Here is a 17677-nt window from a genome sequence, read left to right as displayed (position 1 = left end):
TCTTCACCCACGGAGTTTTTCAACGACTCAGGTAGCGAGCCGAACGTTCACGCAGTTCGAGCTGGTCAGATTCCGAGGTTGCCCTCGAATGCACCGGCTTCGAGCCGTGCCTTCATCGTGGTGAGGAAGCGGGCAGCATCCGCTCCATCGATGATGCGGTGGTCGTACGACAGCGCGAGGTACACGCTGGAACGGATTGCAATGGAGTCGAGGCCGTCGTTGGTGACGACGAGCGGCTTCTTGTAGACGATTCCGGTGCCGAGAATGGCGCTCTGCGGCAGGAACACCACGGGCGTGTCGAACAGGGCACCGCGCGAACCAGTGTTGGTCAGCGTGAACGTTCCACCACTCAGTTCATCGGGCTTGAGCTTGTTGTCCCTGGTACGAGCGGCGAGGTCGGCGATCTGCGCGGCGAAACCGGCCAGATCGAGTTCGCCGGCGTTGCGCACAACCGGGGTCAGCAGTCCACGCTCGGTGTCGACGGCGATGCTGATGTTCTCCGAGGCCGGGTACACAATCGTGTCGCCATCTATCGTGGCGTTCACAATGGGGATGGCCCGAAGCGCCTCGGCGGCGGCGAGAGCGAAGAACGGCAGGAAGGAGAGCTTGTTGCCCGTCTTCTCGGCGAATGCACCCTTGACCCGGTCGCGCAGCATGGCGACGCGGGTGACATCGACCTCGACCACGGTCGTGAGCTGGGCGGATGACTGCATCGAGATGACGGCGCGCTCGGCGACGACCTTGCGCAGGCGGGACATGGGCTGAGTGGTGCCGCGCAACGGCGACACTTCGACCACGGGGGCGGCCGCGACCGCGCCGACAGCCGAGGCCGCCTGCACGATGTCTTCCTTGCGGATCCGTCCGCCCACTCCGGTGCCGCTGATCGTCGACAGGTCGACGCCGGCTTCGTTCGCGAGCTTGCGCACGATCGGCGTGACGTAACCGCTGGTGCCGGCGTGGGAGCCACGAGTTGCCGGGGCAGCGACAGCCGGCGCAGCAGCAGCGACCGGCGCGGGTGCCGGGGCTGCAGCAACCGGCGCCGGTGCGGGAGCAGCAATCGGAGCCGCGACGGGCTCGGGGGATGTAACCGGGGCCGCGACGGGCTCCGGGGCCGCAACCGGGGCTGTGACGGGCTCCGGGGCCGCAACCGGGGCTGCGACGGGCTCCGGAGCGGCGACGGGCTCGGGCGCCTCGGCAGCGGGTGCGGCAGCGCCGGACCCGTCGCCGATCGTGACGAGCGGGGTGCCGACCTCGACGGTCTCGTCTTCCTGCACCAGGATGGCTTCAATGATGCCGGCGACCGGGGACGGGATTTCCGTGTCCACCTTGTCGGTCGATACCTCGAGCAACGGCTCGTCGACCTCCACGCGGTCGCCCACGTTCTTGAGCCAGCGGGTGACCGTGCCCTCTGTGACACTCTCTCCGAGTGCCGGGAGGCTGACGGATTCGCTCATGCGTATGTCTCCTTCAAAACCGTTTGCTTGTCTGAAAATTGGATGAAAATGGTGGGCTCCGCCTACATCGCGTGAAGCGGTTTGCCGGCCAGAGCCAGGAAGGCCTCACCCATCGCTTCGTTCTGCGTCGGGTGGGCGTGCAGGAACGGAGCGATGTCCTCCGGGTACGCCTCCCAGTTCACCACGAGCTGGCCTTCGCCGATGAGCTCACCGACGCGGGCGCCGATCATGTGGATACCTACGATGGGGCCGTCCTTGACCCGCACCAGCTTGACCGAACCGGCCGTGCCGAGAATCGAGCTCTTGCCGTTTCCGCCGAGGTTGTACTCGTAGGTGGAGATCTGGTCGGCACCGAACTTGTCGGCGGCCTTAGCTTCGCTGTACCCGACGGATGCAACCTCGGGGTCACAGTAGGTGACCTTGGGGATGTTCACGTCCTCGACGATGATCGGGTTCAGCCCGGCGATTTCCTCGGCGACGAAAATGCCCTGCTGAAAACCGCGGTGTGCGAGCTGCAGTCCGGGGACGATGTCGCCAACGGCGTAGACGCCGGGGATGTTCGTGGCGAGGCGCTCGTCAGTGAGGACGAACCCGCGGTCCATGGTGACTCCGACCTCGTCGAAGCCGAGACCGGCCGTGACCGGGCCGCGACCAACGGCAACGAGCAGTAGGTCGGCCTCAACGGTCGTCCCGTTCTCCAGGGTGACGATGACGCCGGAGTCGGACTGAGTGACACTCTGAAAGCGGATGCCGAGGGAATACTCGATACCGCGCTTGCGGAACGCGCGCTCGAGCTGCTTGGAGATCGACTCTTCCTCATTGGGCACGAGGTGCGGCAGGGCTTCGATGATCGTGACGTCGGCGCCGAAGGACTTCCAGACGCTGGCGAACTCGACGCCGATGACGCCGCCGCCGAGGACGGCGACCTTCTTGGGAACGTAGTCCAGGGCGAGTGCGGTCTCGCTCGTGATGACACGGCCACCGATCTCGAGGCCGGGCAGCGAGCGGGAGTAGGAACCCGTGGCCAGGATCACGTTCTTGCCGACGATCAGGTCGTCGCCGACCTGAACGGAGGTGGGGGAGACCAGGTGGCCTTCACCGGTGATCACGGTGATCCCGCGAGCCTTGATCAGACCCTGAAGTCCCTTGTACTTGCTCGCTACTATGCCCTCGCGGAACGCGGTGACGGCAGCGATGTCGATGCCCTCGAACGCCGTCTTGACGCCGTATTTGGCGGCTTCCCGGCTGACGTCGGCGACCTCGGCCGAGTGCAGGAGGGCCTTGGTCGGGATGCAACCGACGTGCAGGCAGGTGCCGCCGAGTTTGCCCTTCTCGATCAGGCCAACGGTGAATCCCAGCTGCACGGCCCGCAGCGCTGCTGCGTATCCACCGCTTCCGCCACCGAGAACGACAATGTCAAAATTCTGTTCCGACACTCAGCTACTCCCTCGCGCATTACGCTTTGTCACGACGACCGACGGATTGTGCTGATCGGCCGCGTGGTTTGACAAGCTTTTCTTGCCCCTACGACTGTACTACGGGCGTGAAAAGTCCTCGGCCAGTCGAAGCAGCGCCCGAACCGACACCCCGGTCGGTCCGGCTGCGGTGAATCCCCAGCCGGCACCGGAATTCTGAGCCGGCCCAGCGATGTCGAGGTGAGCCCACGGAATCGTCTGCCCGGCGGCATCCGTTCCGATGAACTCCCGCAAAAAAACCCCGGCGAGGAGCATCCCGCCGGCGGTGCTGCCGATCTTCGCATTCGCGATGTCGGCGACGTCCGAATTCAGGGTGGCGCGTAACTCATCCGGGAACGGCATCGGCCAGGCCGATTCGCCGACCGCGGCACTGGCTGCGAGCACCCGCTGCACCAGGGCGTCATCGCCCATCGTGCCGAAATACCGGTTACCGAGGGCGACTACCTGGGCTCCGGTGAGGGTGGCGACATCGACGATCGCGTCGGGGTGTTCTTCGCCGGCGGCGACGAGGCCGTCGGCGAGCACGAGGCGACCCTCGGCGTCCGTGTTGAGCACTTCGACGGTGCGGCCTCCGCGCATGCGCAGTACGTCATTAGGGCGAATAGCCGAGCCCGACGGCATGTTCTCGGCGATGCACATCCACGCGGTGATCCGCACCGGCAGCTGGAGCCGGGCAGCGGCGACCACCACGGCGAGCACCGTGGCCGCACCGGTCATGTCGTATTTCATGCCGACCATCGATGCCGGCGGCTTGAGCGAAAGCCCGCCGGTGTCGAAGGTGATGCCCTTGCCGACGAGGGCCAGGTGCTTGGCGGCCCCGGTCGGGGCGTAGCTGAGCTTGACCAGTCGCGGCGGTCGGGTGGATCCGGCTCCGACTCCGACGATGCCGCCGAACCCATCGGCGGCGAGCTGATCTTCGTCCCAGACGGTCACGTCGAGCGGCAGGTCGCGCGCAGCTTCGACTGCCAGGTCGGCGAGCGACGCCGGGTAGAGGTCGAGCGGCGGCATGTTCACGAGGTCCTTGACCAGGCGGATCGCCTCGGCGCTGGCTCGGGCACGGTCGACAGCGGATCCCGCCGGAGTCGTGCTGTGCACGACGACGCTCTGAGCCGGCAGCTTCGCGTCGGCCAGCGAACTCTGCCGGTAGGTCGTGTAGGAGTACCCACCGAGGGCCGCGCCCTCGAGCACGGCCTCCACCTGCGCGGCGTCGTTCAGCGGAAGAGCGAAGGCAACGGAAGCGGCACCGATCAGTTGGCGCACGGCGGAACCAGCCGCGTGGCGGAGGGTGTCGGTGCTGATCTGGCGTCCGAGCCCGACGATGGCGATGGCGCGCGGGGTGCCGACAGCGGCCACCAGACGCACCACCTCATCACGAGCGCCGGTCACGTTCAGCAGCGGGAGCTGCGCAGCCACCGACGCGATGAGGGCGTCGCCGAGCGTGACGTCGGCGAGCAGCCGCGCCCCATCATCCGTTTGAAGTGCAGCGAGGATGAGAACGTCGGCGGCGGAGTCCCCTGCGGACTCGGTGGACAGGGACAGTGTCGGAACAGTCATATCTTGATGGTAACCGTGGCCCGTCGGCGTCGCCGGTCCAGCCGGGTCGCTCATCGCTGTTCGCTCTGGGCGCGATGCTGAACGCCCGCAAACACAACACGGATGGAGCCTCCGGATTAGAGTTAAGGAATGTCAGACCCCGAGGAGCTCTACGAACTCACCGTTGACGCCGATGGCGTCCCGCAAGGGTTGCATCTGGTCATGGGCCTGACCGGCTTCGCGGATGCCGGCGGTGCGGTCGCGCAGTTTACCGACTACCTCCTGACCACACTGGATCACACGGTGGTGGCGTCCTTTGACACCGACACCCTGCTGGACTATCGGGCCAGGCGCCCGATCATCTACTTCGATCAGGATCACCTCACCAACTATCAGCCGCCGTCACTGCGACTGTACCTGGCCCGCGACGAGATCGGGCAGCCGTTCCTGTTCCTGACCGGCTTCGAGCCCGACTTCCGCTGGGAGCAGTTCACCGCAGCCATGCTGCAGCTCATCGACCGCTTCACCGTCGCCTCGACGACCTGGGTGCACGCGATTCCCATGCCGGTGCCGCACACCCGTCCGGTCGGGGTGACCGTCAGCGGCAACCGATCCGATCTCATCGAGAACCGTTCGGTCTGGCGGCCGCACACCCAGGTGGCGGCCAATGTGCTTCACCTGCTGGAATATCGGCTGCAGGAGCGGGGGTCGTCGACGGTCGGATACGTGCTGCTCATTCCGCACTACCTGGGCGACACCGAGTTTCCCGCGGCAGCATTGAGCGCCCTCGAAAGCACGAGCGCGTCCACCGGGTTGATCTTTCCGACCGATCGCCTGCGGGAAGCCAATCGCGAGTTCGTCGCGCGCATCGATGATCAGGTGCAGAGCAACCCCGAACTGGCCAAACTCGTCGGCACCCTCGAACAACGCTACGACGCCTATATGGAGGGCAGCCCGCTGCGCTCTCCCCTCACCGATGAAGACGGTGAACTGCCGTCGGCTGACGAAATCGCCGCGGAACTCGAGAATTTCCTGGCATTGCGCCGCAGCCGTGACGACGGGCCCGCCAGCTGAACGCAATCGGAGTCCGGTGCAGACCACGGCCTGACCCGACCGGCGGGAGGAACGCGATAGGTTTGATCGAATGAACTCTCGTCGATCTACCCTGATATTTATCGTCGGGTCGTTCGCGTACCTGTCGGCCGTTCTGCAGCGCACCTCGATGGGGATCGCCGGGGTGGCCGCCACGGAGCGGTTCGGCGGTTCAGCTGCCATCCTGTCGAGCCTGGCCGTCGTTCAACTCATCGTCTACGCCGCCGCGCAGATTCCGGTCGGCGTGTTGATCGACCGGTACGGACCCCGGGTGCTCATGATCACCGGCACGGCGCTCATGGTGACCGGCCAGATCACCCTGGCCCTTGCGCCGGATATCAGCGTCGCAGTCATCGGCCGCATTCTCGTCGGCGCGGGCGACGCCACCATCTTCATCTCGATGATCCGCCTGATCAGTTCATGGTTCAGCGGACGCATCGTTCCGCTCTTGTCGCAGTGGATGGGCAATATCGGCCAACTCGGTCAGGTTCTCTCTGCGGTTCCTCTGGCCTGGCTGCTGCACACAAGCGGCTGGGAGCCCGCTTTTCTGTCTGCGGCCTCCGTGGCTGTCATCGCCCTGATCGTGGTCATCATTTTCGTGCGAGACCGCCCCCGGGATATCACCGAGCACGTGCGCGCCAATAGCCTGGGCATCGCTCTGACTCAGTTGCGGCACAGTTTTCGGCGCCCGGGCACCCAACTCGGATTCTGGTCGCACTATGTAACGCAGTCTTCCGGTACCGTGTTCAGTCTGCTCTGGGGCTATCCGTTCATGGTCTTCGGGCTCGGCTACGAACCGGCATTCGCCGCCGGAATGCTGACCGTGCTGGTCGGTGCCGGTCTCGTGTTCGGCCCGATCCTTGGCCTGCTGACGGCACGCCACCCGCTGCGTCGGAGCAACATCGTGCTGGGCATCGTGACGGTTATCGGAATCGCTTGGGCGATCGTGCTGCTCTGGCCAGGGGTTCCGCCCTTATGGACAATCGTGGTGTTGTTGGTGGTGCTCGGCATCGGCGGTCCCGGGTCTCTCATCGGTTTCGACTTCGCACGCACCTTCAACCCGCAACGGAGTCTGGGCTCGGCCAACGGCGTCGTCAACGTGGGCGGCTTCACCGCGAGTTTCGTCATGATGTATCTGGTCGGGCTGCTCCTCGACCTGCAGAACGGCTGGCGCGTCGCCGGGGGAGCGTCGAGCGACCTGTACACGCTCGACGCGTTCCGGGTGGCCTTTTCGGTGCAGTACATCATCGTCGGAATCGGCGTCGGGTTTCTGATCCACGCCCGACGGAGAACGCGGCGCCAACTCTCCCGTGATGAGGGAATAGAAGTCGCCCCGATCTGGGTTGCACTATCACGCGCGTGGAAACGGCGTAACTGATGATCGTAGTACGCGCCGTGGCTTGTCGTCCACACAAACCGTGCAATAATATTTTCTAGGACCCGTTCTGGTCCGGGGCACACTGATTTCGTATCGGTGTGGGCATCCCGGGACTTGACATGGGTCCAAGTTCTGCCCAAAAACGCTTCTGGCTCCTTTTGCGGCTCCCAGAAGCAGGTACTACTCCGCATGAGAGGTATTCGAATGGTAACCACCGTCAAGACCGAGGTGACCGAGGTGACCGAGGAGTCTGTCACGACTCCCGTAGTACCGACGGTCAAGAAGACCGTCACCAAGGCGGCTGCCGCCAAGGCCGCTGCCGCAGAGGCTGCCGCGACGAAGAAGTCCACAGCTGCCGCCGAGAAGCCCGCTCCCAAGAAGCGTGTCACCAAGGCGAAGGTCGTCAAGAAAGACGATGAAGCCGACGTGGACGGCGGTTCCGAACCTGACGAAGACGACTCGGACGACGACAGCACCAAGCGCACGGCGTCGACGGAACCGCTTCCCAGCGGGGCCCTCGTACTTTCGCTCGTCGATGACGACGACGAGGTACCGGTTTACTCCAGCGCCATCACCGGCGCCACGGCCGACCCGGTCAAGGATTACCTCAAGCAGATCGGTAAGGTCGCCCTGCTGAACGCGGCCGAAGAGGTCGAACTGGCGATGCGCATCGAGGCCGGCCTGTTCGCCGAAGACAAGTTGTCGGAGATGACCGAGGTCGAGAAAAAGAATTCTCTCGGCCGTGAGCTGCAGTGGGTCGCCAAAGACGGTGCCAGGGCCAAGAGTCACCTCCTCGGCGCGAACCTGCGCCTCGTCGTGTCACTCGCCAAGCGTTACACCGGCCGTGGCATGCAATTCCTTGACTTGATTCAGGAGGGTAACCTCGGGCTCATTCGTGCCGTCGAGAAGTTCGACTACACCAAGGGCTTCAAGTTCAGCACGTACGCCACCTGGTGGATTCGCCAGGCGATCACCCGCGCCATGGCCGACCAGGCCCGCACCATTCGCATCCCCGTGCACATGGTCGAAGTCATCAACAAGCTCGCCCGCGTGCAGCGCCAGATGCTGCAGGACCTCGGTCGCGAACCCACGCCCGAAGAACTGAGCCGCGAACTCGATATGACGCCGGAGAAGGTCGTCGAGGTGCAGAAATATGGTCGGGAGCCCATTTCGCTGCACACCCCGCTCGGCGAAGACGGCGACAGTGAATTCGGTGACCTCATCGAAGACACCGAAGCTGTCGTGCCGGCAGATGCCGTTGGTTTCACCATGCTGCAGAAGCAGCTCGAAAGCCTGCTCGACTCACTCTCGGAGCGTGAAGCCGGCGTGATCCGCATGCGCTTCGGCCTCGGCGACGGAATGCCGAAGACCCTCGACCAGATCGGCGACACCTTCGGTGTCACCCGTGAGCGGATCCGCCAGATCGAGTCCAAGACGATGGCCAAGCTGCGCCACCCGTCCCGGTCGCAGTCCCTGCGCGACTACCTCGAGTAAACGTGACAGTGACAGGGTTCGCCCGGGTTGTGACGTGCCGTTCGTGAGTTCCTTTCGGCACGCTCCCGCGATTCTCATCGGTCGGGTGGTTCGGGTGCTTGCTCGGTGGCGCAAACCGGGCGGCGGCTCGGCCATACCCGGCGTCATCGTCAATCGCATCGCGCCCGGCTTTCTCGCGTCGACCCTCAATGGTTTCCCGCTCGGGCTTGTGATCGTCACGGGTTCCAGCGGCAAGTCGACGACGACGAAAATGCTCGTCGCCGTTTTGCGTGCCCACGGCCTGACCGTCTTCACCAACCAGTCGACGGCGAACATCAGCCAGGGCCTGACCAGCGCTCTTCTGGAGCGGGTCACCCTCTCCGGGCAGATCGCCGGCGACGTTGCCGTACTTGAGATGGATGAAGGCCACGGGGCGTTGATCGCCGCATCGTTGACGCCGCGCGTCGTCGCCCTCACCAACGTGATGGTCGACCAGATCGACCGGTTTCACGACTCCGAGATGGTCGCCGCCCTGCTCGCCAAAATTTCCGCGCGCGCCACAGAGACGGTTGTGCTCAACGCCGACGACCGATACCTCGCCGATCTCGGTTCCCACCTTGACGCCACCGTGCAGGTCGCCCGCTACGGCGTCACCGCCGCGGTGCTTGGCCAGTATCCCCGCGGGCTCGGGTATGCCGACACCGCTGTGAATCGGCTGCCAGCCGGCACCGGCCTGCAGCTGACCCGCGTGGTCGGTCGTGACGCCGATGTGCTATTCCCGACGGGCGGGCGCCACATCCGTCTGCCGGCGCGCGGCATCCACTACGCCGTCGATGCGCTGACGGCGTTGAGCACGGCCCAGGCCACCCTCGGCGAACGCTTCGATCCCGCCTTGGCCTGTGCGGCACTGTCGGCCATGCCGGCAGTTTTCGGTCGCGGTGAGGTCGTCACCGTTCGCGGCAAAACCGTTGAGTTCGTGCTCGTTCAAAACCCGTCCAGCTTTCAACTCAACGTTGACAGCCTCGAGGCCGGCACCGAGCAGATTCTGATGATCATCGGATCCGATGTTCGGGATCCGTCGTACTTCTGGCCGGTAGACACCTCGGGTCTGGGTCATGTGCTCATTGCGTCGGGCCTGAAGGCTCACGACATCGCCCTGCAGCTCGCCTACGACGACGTTGTCGTGGACCGCATCGAACCGGACGTGCCGACGGCCCTCGACGCGTTCCTGGCCCTGCCCGATCCCGTCTTCGGGGTGAAAACCATCATCTTCTCTGCCGACGGCATGCGCCGCACCCGCGCCCACCTCGGCCTCGTCTCCAACGCTGAGGATCCGGAATGACCGCCACCTCCCTGGGGCGACCGTTCACGGTCGTCTCGCTGCTGCCCCGCCTGCTCGACACCAACGGTGATGCCGGGAACGCCCGGGTGCTCGCCCAGCGCATGCGCTGGAGTGGCCACGACGCACGGGTCGTCGACGTGCACTTGCGCTCCGATCTGCCCGAACAGATCGACGCTGTGTCGATCGGGTCGGGAACGGATGCTGCGCTCCTGCCGGCCCGAGATGGCCTCCGTGCCCTGGTCGAGGAACTTCGCGTCTGGTCGAACTCCGGTGTTCCCATCCTGGCCGTTGGTACCGGTTGGGAATTGCTGAGCTGGGGCATCGACCTGGCCGACGGCAGCGTGCTGGAGGGCCTCGGGCTCGTGGCCGGCCACGCTGTACCGCGCTCGATCCGAGCCACCGATGACATTATCGTCGCCTCGAAGTACGGACGGCTGATCGGGTTCGAGAACCACGCCCGTGACTATGTCGGGGCCGAAGCCAGTCCGCTCGGACGAGTCGTCTACGGCACGGGAAACGGCGATGCGGCAACCGGTCCCCGGATCGAAGGGCTGACCATGGGGGAGGTGTTCTGCACCCACCTGCATGGTCCGGTGCTGGCGCGCAACCCTGGCCTCGCCGACCACCTGCTGCTGGCAGCGTTCAATCGCCATGGGCTCGCGTATTCACGTGGCTTCCTGGCCGCCAGCGTCGATGCGATCGCCCAGTCCGCACGCAATAACGCTGCTGTTCGGTTGGGCCAGAGCGCCGAATAGCCGAACGCGGGCGAGTGGGCAAGGAAATGCCGCGCAGGTGGCTGGAGGATACCAGCCGACTGCGCGGCATTTTTGTGCACTAACTCCCGACGGAGTGAAGAGCACTGATCAGGAGCGTTGGTCTTCGAGCAATCTGCTCGACTCGTCGTGCCAGCTTTCGGCGATGCTCGCGAGCTTCTCCTGGTGCTTGCGGCCGTGGTGGGCGCAGAACAGCAGTTCGCTGTTCTTCACGACCACGCGAATGTAAGCCTGGGCACCGCAAGCGTCGCAGCGGTCGGCTGCGGTGAGCTGGTGGGGGGCGCTCTGGTGGTCTGTTGCACCATTTTCGGTGGCGATCTGGGACATATTCTCCTCCTCCAGACTGAATTGCATGAACCCTCTTCACTAATGTAAACACGCCAAGGCAGCAATGACGAGATGAACGGCCGGTATTTCGCTTACCGCGTAGACGTGTCCTGTCGAGTGGCGGCCCGTGACCGGCCGGGCCGGCGCGACAGACCACCGGTCAGGGCCGGTATTCTTGGTGGTTGTGAGCTCCGACTATTCCGCCCGCCACCTGTCAGTCCTCGAGGGACTGGAGGCAGTGCGCAAACGCCCCGGCATGTACATCGGATCCACCGACTCGCGTGGTCTCATGCACTGCCTCTGGGAGATCATCGACAACTCCGTCGATGAGGCCCTGGGCGGGCACGGTGCGAGCATCCAGATTGAGCTGCACCCGGACCAGAGCGTCGAAGTTCGCGACACAGCTCGGGGGATCCCGGTCGACATCGAGCCCAAGACCGGCCTGACCGGCGTCGAGGTGGTTTTCACCAAGCTACACGCCGGGGGAAAGTTCGGCAGCGGGTCCTACGCCGCGTCGGGCGGGCTGCACGGGGTGGGAGCATCCGTCGTCAACGCCCTGTCCGAGCGCCTCGACGTCGAGGTCGATCGTGACGGCAAGACCTGGGCCATGTCCTTCCATCGCGGGGAACCGGGTCTCTTCGCCGATTCGGGCGAGAAAAGCCCCGACGCGCCGTTCACTCCGTTCGAGAACCAGAGCGAACTTCGGGTGATCGGCAAGGTCAAACGCGGCGTCACCGGCACCCGCATCCGCTACTGGGCTGATCGCCAGATCTTCACCAAGGGCGCCTCATTCCAGACCGACGAGGTGCTCAATCGAGCCCGCCAGACGGCCTTCCTCGTACCCGGCCTCGCCATCGAGGTGGCAGACCGGCGCACCGAGGAGTCGGTCACCAGCCTGTTCCAGTTCGACGGCGGCATCTCCGAGTTTGTCGAACACCTCGCAACGGATGCCCCGATCACCGACACCTGGCGACTGACCGGCAGCGGCACCTTCAGCGAAACCGTCCCGGTGCTCACCGACAAGGGTGCCATGGTGCCGACCGAACTCGTGCGTGACTGCCAGGTTGATATCGCCCTGCGCTGGGGCACCGGCTACGACACGATCGTGCAGAGCTTCGTCAACATCATCGCCACCCCCAAGGGCGGCACCCATCAGGCCGGATTCGACGCGGGACTGCTGAAGTTCCTGCGTGGGCAGGTGGAACTCAACGCTCGCCGGCTAAAGGTCGGCAGTGACAAGCTCGACAAGGACGACGTCATGGCGGGGCTCACCGCCGTGCTCACCGTGCGCCTGCCCGAACCGCAGTTCGAGGGGCAGACCAAGGAGGTGCTCGGCACTCCGGCGGTGCGCGCGATCGTTGCGAACGTCGTGGCCACGGCCATGGCCGTGCGGTACGCCTCACCGAGGCGCGACGACAAGACGCAGTCGGCGCTGCTGCTCGATAAGATCGTCGCCGAGATGAAATCGCGCATCTCCGCTCGGGCCCACAAGGAGACCCAGCGTCGCAAGAATGCCCTGGAAAGTTCGTCCCTGCCGGCGAAGCTGGTCGATTGCCGCAGCAACGATGTGTCCACGAGTGAGCTTTTCATCGTCGAGGGCGACTCGGCTCTCGGCACCGCCAAGCTCGCTCGAGACAGCGAGCACCAGGCGCTGCTGCCCATCCGTGGCAAGATTTTGAACGTGCAGAAGGCATCCGTTTCAGACATGCTTTCCAACACCGAGTGCGCTTCGATCATCCAAGTGATCGGAGCCGGCTCCGGCCGCAGCTTCGACCTGTCGGCGGCCCGCTACGGCAAGGTCATCATCATGAGCGACGCCGATGTCGACGGCGCCCACATCCGCACCCTGCTCCTCACGCTGTTCTTCCGCTACATGCGACCGATGATCACCGAGGGCCGAGTCTTCGCCGCCGTTCCGCCGCTGCACCGGGTCGTCGTCATGAATCCGGGCTCGAAGCCCAACGAGACCATCTACACCTACTCGGAAACCGAACTCCACGCGGTGCTCAGCGCGCTCGAGAAGAAGAACCGCCGCTACCAGGACCCGATCCAGCGTTACAAGGGTCTCGGTGAAATGGATGCCGACCAGCTCGCGACCACGACCATGGAACGCGCCCACCGCACGCTGCGGCGGGTACGTGTCGACGACGCTGAGTCAGCTGGAAAGGTGTTCGAACTCTTGATGGGTAACGATGTGGCCCCACGCAAGGAATTCATCATCGACAGCTCCGACACGCTGTCCCGGGACCGCATCGACGTCTAGCCGGGACCGCTGCGGGGGCTGATTCAGGAAATCCTCCCGGTCGCCGAGAATACCGGCCCATGTTTTCCGGCTCAGGGAGCGGCAACGGGGCGTTTTTCCTGAATTGGCAACACCTCGGGGTGGTGTCGAGCGGCGGCCACACCAGACGGTGCTAGATCTCGGTGCCGATGGCTCCGATGATGGCGTCGAGCATGACCCCGGAGGCGTCTCGACGGGAGCCGGACTCCGGCAAGGCGCGCGGGGTGCCGTCCGGTCCGACGGCTCGGGCGGGCGCTCGGCCGGCCCAGGCCACCGCGAGGGTATCCTCTCCCTTCAGGAATCGCTGGGCGCGCACGCCGCCGGTCGCACGGCCCTTGGCCGGGTATTCGGAGAACTCGCTCTGTTTGGCGCTGCCGGGATCCGTTCCGGGTAAGGTCTGGCTACTCGCGGCCACCGTGGCCACGACCGCCGTGGTTAGGTCGTCCGTAGACAAACTCGTGAAGAACACGACCGTTTCGCCGGGAGTCAGCTTGATGCCGGCCATGCCGCCCGCGGCTCGGCCCTGCGGCCGTACGCCGAGAGCGGTGAAGCGCAGCAGCTGAGCGTCCGAACTGATAAAGACCAGGTCGTCGTCCTCGGCACCCTGCACCGCACCGACCACTTCGTCTTTGGGCTTGAGCGCGATGATCTCGAAGCCCGGCTTGTTGGCCCAGTCGCCGGGTGTGACGCGCTTGACGACGCCCTGTCGGGTGCCGAGGGCGATGGCTTGATCGGAGTCCAGCGAGACGATCGCGAGCACGCGTTCCGTCTTATCGGGCAAGGCCAGGTACTCGCTGATGCGCACACCGGCGGCCAGCTGAATCGACGTCGGCGGCATCACCGGCAGGTCGACGGGGGAGAAGCGGATGAGCCGGCCACGGTTGGTCACCGCGCCCACCTCGGTACGACTCGTCGTGTCGAGCGTTGAGCGCACGGCATCGTGCTTGCTGCGCCGCTGCGGAGGCTGGATCCGAGGCGGTACGGCGTCGTCGACCGCGACCAGATCGACGCGGGCGATGCGCCCGGTCACGCTCAGGAAGACCCGGGTAGGAATGTCCTGCACCTCGAGCACCGCGGCCTGTCGTTTGGCAGCGGCCGCAGACAGGCCGGCGATACTCGGTTTCGCCTCGGTGAGCACCGTGCGCCGCGGAGTTCCGAACTTCTCCGCCACCGCGCCCAGTTCCTCCGACACCAGCGTGCGGATGGTGGGCTTGGACGACAGGAGCTTCTCCAGTTTCGCGATCTCCGCGAGCAACTGGTCGCGCTCAGCTTCCAGCTCGATGCGCGAGAACTTGGTGAGGCGTCGCAGCCGAAGTTCGAGAATATACTCGGCCTGAATCTGACTCAGGTCGAACACGTCGATGAGTTTGGCCCGGGCCTGCTCGGTGTCGTCACTGCCCCGGATAACCTGGATAACCTCGTCAATGTCAAGAATCGCGACAAGCAGACCGAGAACGAGGTGCAGGCGCTCCTTGCGCCGAGCCAGCCGATAGGCCGAGCGCCGGGTGACGACCTCGATGCGGTGGTTGACGTAGACGTGCAGCAGTTCGAGCAGGCCGAGGGTTTGCGGGGCACCGTTGACGAGAGCGACGGCATTGATGTTGAACGAATCCTCGAGCGGGGTATAGCGGTAGAGCTGTTCGAGCACGGCATCAGGGCTGAAACCGGTCTTGATGCCAATGACCAGGCGCAGTCCCTTGGTACGGTCGGTGAGGTCGGTGACGTCCGAGATGCCGCTGAGCTTCTTGGAGTTAACGCCGTCCTTGATCTTCTCGATCACCTTTTCCGGACCGACCAGGTAGGGGAGTTCGGTCACGACGAGCCCGGTCTTGCGAGCGCTAATCGACTCGACCGACACGCGGGCACGGGTCTTGAAGCTGCCGCGCCCGGTGCCGTAGGCATCCTTGATGCCGGCCAGGCCAACGATGGTGCCGCCGGTGGGCAGGTCTGGCCCCGGCACGAACTCCATCACATCGTCGAGGGTGGCGTTGGGGTGCGCCAACAGGTGCCGGGCAGCTCCGACCACCTCGATCAGGTTGTGGGGCGCCATGTTCGTCGCCATGCCGACGGCGATGCCGCTCGTGCCGTTGACCAGCAGGTTGGGGTAGGCGGCCGGCAGCACGTCGGGCTGGGTGAGTTGGTTGTCATAGTTGGGTACGAAATCCACGACATCTTCGTCGAGGTTCTCGGTCATGGCGAGTGCCGGGGCGGCCAGGCGCGCCTCGGTGTAGCGGGGAGCCGCCGGCCCGTCGTCGAGGGAGCCGAAGTTACCGTGCCCGTCAATGAGCGGCACCCGCAGTGAGAACGACTGGGCCATGCGCACGAGGGCGTCATAGATGGCCGTATCACCGTGCGGGTGCAGCTTACCCATCACCTCACCGACGACCCGGGCGCTTTTCACGTGCCCCCGGTCAGGGCGCAGCCCCATTTCGCTCATCTGGTAGAGGATGCGCCGCTGGACGGGCTTCAGGCCGTCCCGCGCATCGGGCAGTGCCCGGGAGTAGATCACGGAGTAGGCGTACTCGAGGAAGGACCCCTGCATCTCGACCGTGACGTCGACGTCTTCGATGCGTTCGGTGCTGCCGGCGGCGGGTGGGGTGCTATCTGAGCGGCTCATTGTGACTTCTGCTTCGGGCGTGCAGCGAGAACCGGTCGAACCGGTCGGGCTGCACTACATCGGGGGCGCCTTCGAGCGCTGGAGGGCTCGGGTTGCTCCCTGTGAAAGAATGAGACCCGATGCCCACCATGCTACCGGCCCGCCAATTCAGTGCTCTGCGCCTTGCCGATGTTCTCACCAGTTCCCTCGAAGCCGTCTGCGCCCGGCAGAATCCGCTGGGGCTTCCCACGGTCCGCAAAGCCGTGGTCATTCTGGCCGACGGTCTCGGCGCCAGCTCGATCCGGGCGCGGTCCGGGCACGCCCGGTTTCTGTCGTCCCGCCTGAACAAGTCCAGCATCATCGACGGGGTCTTCCCGGCAACGACCGCCGCCGGAATCGCTACCCTGACCACCGGAGTGGAACCGGGCCAGCACGGCCTGGTCGGCTACCAGGTGCTCGATGGCGCCCGCGACCGCGTCGTGAACCAGCTCACCGGCTGGGACGGCGACATGCGGCCGGCCACCTGGCAGCGAGAGCGCACCGTCTTCGAACGGGCGGCCGACGAGAGCGTGCCGAGCTTCGCCATCGGCCCGAAACGGTTCGTGGCGTCCGGCTTCACCCAGGCCGTGCTCCGCGGCGCACGATACGTTGCTGCCGACACGGTGGCCGACCGCTTCGCTGCGGCGCGCAGCATCCTCTCGGAAAACCCGACGGCACTGATCTACCTCTATGTCGCCGAACTCGACGTCGCCGCGCACGCGCACGGCTGGCAATCAGACCGCTGGCTGGCTCAGCTCGAAACCCTCGACTCCGAAGTGAGCCGCTTCGCCTCGACCCTGCGCTCGGACGAAGGCTTGCTGCTCACCGCGGATCACGGTGTGATCGACGTGCCGAGCACCCGGCACGTCCTGTTCGACACGGAACCCGCGCTCATTTCCGGTGTGCGCCACGTCGCGGGGGACCCTCGCTGCGTGCAGCTCTACCTGGAGCCGCAGCAGACTGCGGGCTCTGCTTCGAGCGCCGCCGACACACTGGCGGATGCCTGGCGAGAGTCCCAGGGAGACCGCGCCTGGATCTACACCCGTGCCGAAGCGGTCGCCGCCGGCCTCTACGGCCGGGTGGCCGACGAGGTGCTCCCTCGCATTGGCGACGTCGTCATCGCCGCCCGCAAATCCATCGCCTACTACGATTCTCGACCCGCGAATCAGAAAGCCCGCGGCATGATCGGGCAGCACGGCTCCCTCACCGATGAGGAAGTGCGAGTGCCTTTGATCCGCGCGGGCGCCTTCTCCAGATAGCCCGCCGCACAACCAGCACGGCGGACTCCGGCTCTGACATCAGACCGGGTACTGGCGGCGCTTGACCTGCGGCTTGGGCAGACGCATCGGCCGCAGCTGCAGCGCGCGCATGGCCGAATACCAGCGCACCCGCTCGGCGTTGTCCTTGCCAAACTTAGCCTCGATCTTCTTGGTGAGGATGAAACCGAGCACAACGCAGTCGATGACCGCGAGGATGAAGAAGGCCCAGAGCGCAAAGATGGCATACACATCAACGCTGGGGATCGTGGTGAGCAGGATGACCAGGAACATGATCGGAATCATCAGCTCGCCGACGTTGAACCGTGCGTCGACGTAGTCGCGGGCATACCGCTTCTGCAGGCCGCGTTCCCGCAGCGGCAGGTACTTGTCGACGCCGGCGGCCATACCGGCCCTGGCCACATCGCGCGCAGCCGTGGACTTGGCGCGCGCCTGCTTGGCGGCAAGCTTGCGGTCGTCGGGAACCAGCGGACGCTTGTTCGCTGCTTCCTGCTTCCTACGGGTGGGGGTCGCCTGACCCTTACCCGTGTTGTGCGTGAGCCCGAGGCGTGCTGCGGTCTCGTCGGAACTTTCAATCGACGGCTGGGCGTCGGGGTTTACGGGAGGCTTGGCCACATCAAATCCTTGCAATTGGGTG

Annotated in this window: 13 protein-coding genes; 7 read left to right on the top strand and 6 right to left on the bottom strand. The window is 65.2% G+C overall.

Going from position 1 to position 17677, the window contains the following annotated elements:
- Positions 1 to 65: 65 nt before the first annotated feature.
- The 3 genes from sucB to BMW72_RS05340 all read right to left on the bottom strand — a co-directional run bounded on the left by sucB (position 66) and on the right by BMW72_RS05340 (position 4483).
- The gene (gene sucB, locus BMW72_RS05350; protein WP_092108014.1) at positions 66 to 1454 is read right to left on the bottom strand and encodes a 2-oxoglutarate dehydrogenase, E2 component, dihydrolipoamide succinyltransferase; all 1389 of its coding nucleotides are present in this window, start codon (positions 1452 to 1454) and stop codon (positions 66 to 68) included.
- Between the two features lie 62 nt (positions 1455 to 1516).
- The gene (lpdA, locus tag BMW72_RS05345; protein WP_092108012.1) at positions 1517 to 2890 is read right to left on the bottom strand and encodes a dihydrolipoyl dehydrogenase; all 1374 of its coding nucleotides are present in this window, start codon (positions 2888 to 2890) and stop codon (positions 1517 to 1519) included.
- Between the two features lie 99 nt (positions 2891 to 2989).
- Positions 2990 to 4483 carry a leucyl aminopeptidase gene (locus BMW72_RS05340; protein WP_092108010.1) on the bottom strand — a complete coding sequence of 498 codons (1494 nt, stop codon included), beginning with the start codon at positions 4481 to 4483 and terminating at the stop codon, positions 2990 to 2992.
- Between the two features lie 129 nt (positions 4484 to 4612).
- Between BMW72_RS05340 and BMW72_RS05335 the strand changes: the two genes are divergently transcribed.
- From BMW72_RS05335 to BMW72_RS05315, 5 genes are all read left to right on the top strand, one after another.
- Positions 4613 to 5536: a proteasome assembly chaperone family protein gene (locus BMW72_RS05335; RefSeq protein ID WP_092108008.1), complete on the top strand. Its 924-nt coding sequence runs from the start codon at positions 4613 to 4615 to the stop codon at positions 5534 to 5536.
- Between the two features lie 70 nt (positions 5537 to 5606).
- A complete protein-coding gene (locus tag BMW72_RS05330; RefSeq protein ID WP_092108006.1) occupies positions 5607 to 6932 on the top strand; it encodes an MFS transporter in 1326 nt (441 codons plus the stop codon).
- Between the two features lie 204 nt (positions 6933 to 7136).
- Entirely contained in the window at positions 7137 to 8426 is a 1290-nt protein-coding gene (locus tag BMW72_RS05325) for an RNA polymerase sigma factor (protein WP_092108004.1), read from the top strand.
- Positions 8427 to 8469: 43 nt separating this feature from the next.
- On the top strand, positions 8470 to 9747 hold the full coding sequence (locus tag BMW72_RS05320) for a MurT ligase domain-containing protein (RefSeq protein ID WP_134360240.1): 1278 nt from the start codon (positions 8470 to 8472) through the stop codon (positions 9745 to 9747).
- Positions 9744 to 10502 carry a type 1 glutamine amidotransferase gene (locus tag BMW72_RS05315; RefSeq protein WP_092107999.1) on the top strand — a complete coding sequence of 253 codons (759 nt, stop codon included), beginning with the start codon at positions 9744 to 9746 and terminating at the stop codon, positions 10500 to 10502. Before BMW72_RS05320 ends, BMW72_RS05315 begins: the two co-directional genes overlap by 4 nt.
- A 108-nt stretch (positions 10503 to 10610) precedes the next feature.
- Here the strand turns inward: BMW72_RS05315 and BMW72_RS05310 are convergent, their stop codons facing one another.
- Complete coding sequence (locus BMW72_RS05310) at positions 10611 to 10847, bottom strand: DUF7455 domain-containing protein (RefSeq protein WP_092108186.1); 237 nt, start codon at positions 10845 to 10847, stop codon at positions 10611 to 10613.
- 184 nt (positions 10848 to 11031) lie between these two features.
- Here BMW72_RS05310 and BMW72_RS05305 point away from each other — a divergent pair, with 184 nt between their 5' ends.
- Positions 11032 to 13110: a DNA gyrase/topoisomerase IV subunit B gene (locus tag BMW72_RS05305; protein WP_092108184.1), complete on the top strand. Its 2079-nt coding sequence runs from the start codon at positions 11032 to 11034 to the stop codon at positions 13108 to 13110.
- A gap of 151 nt (positions 13111 to 13261) precedes the next feature.
- Here the strand turns inward: BMW72_RS05305 and BMW72_RS05300 are convergent, their stop codons facing one another.
- Positions 13262 to 15745 carry a DNA gyrase/topoisomerase IV subunit A gene (locus BMW72_RS05300; protein ID WP_092107997.1) on the bottom strand — a complete coding sequence of 828 codons (2484 nt, stop codon included), beginning with the start codon at positions 15743 to 15745 and terminating at the stop codon, positions 13262 to 13264.
- A 119-nt stretch (positions 15746 to 15864) separates the two neighbouring features.
- Between BMW72_RS05300 and BMW72_RS05295 the strand changes: the two genes are divergently transcribed.
- Positions 15865 to 17022 (top strand): alkaline phosphatase family protein, encoded by a 1158-nt coding sequence (locus BMW72_RS05295; RefSeq protein WP_174721690.1) that lies wholly within the window; start codon positions 15865 to 15867, stop codon positions 17020 to 17022.
- A gap of 39 nt (positions 17023 to 17061) precedes the next feature.
- Here BMW72_RS05295 and BMW72_RS05290 read toward each other — a convergent pair whose 3' ends face one another.
- Positions 17062 to 17655 carry a DUF3043 domain-containing protein gene (locus BMW72_RS05290; RefSeq protein WP_092107995.1) on the bottom strand — a complete coding sequence of 198 codons (594 nt, stop codon included), beginning with the start codon at positions 17653 to 17655 and terminating at the stop codon, positions 17062 to 17064.
- Positions 17656 to 17677 lie beyond the last annotated feature (22 nt).

This window comes from Cryobacterium luteum (assembly GCF_900110125.1).
Lineage (GTDB): Bacteria > Actinomycetota > Actinomycetes > Actinomycetales > Microbacteriaceae > Cryobacterium > Cryobacterium luteum.
This window is presented reverse-complemented; position numbering and strand designations above follow the sequence as displayed.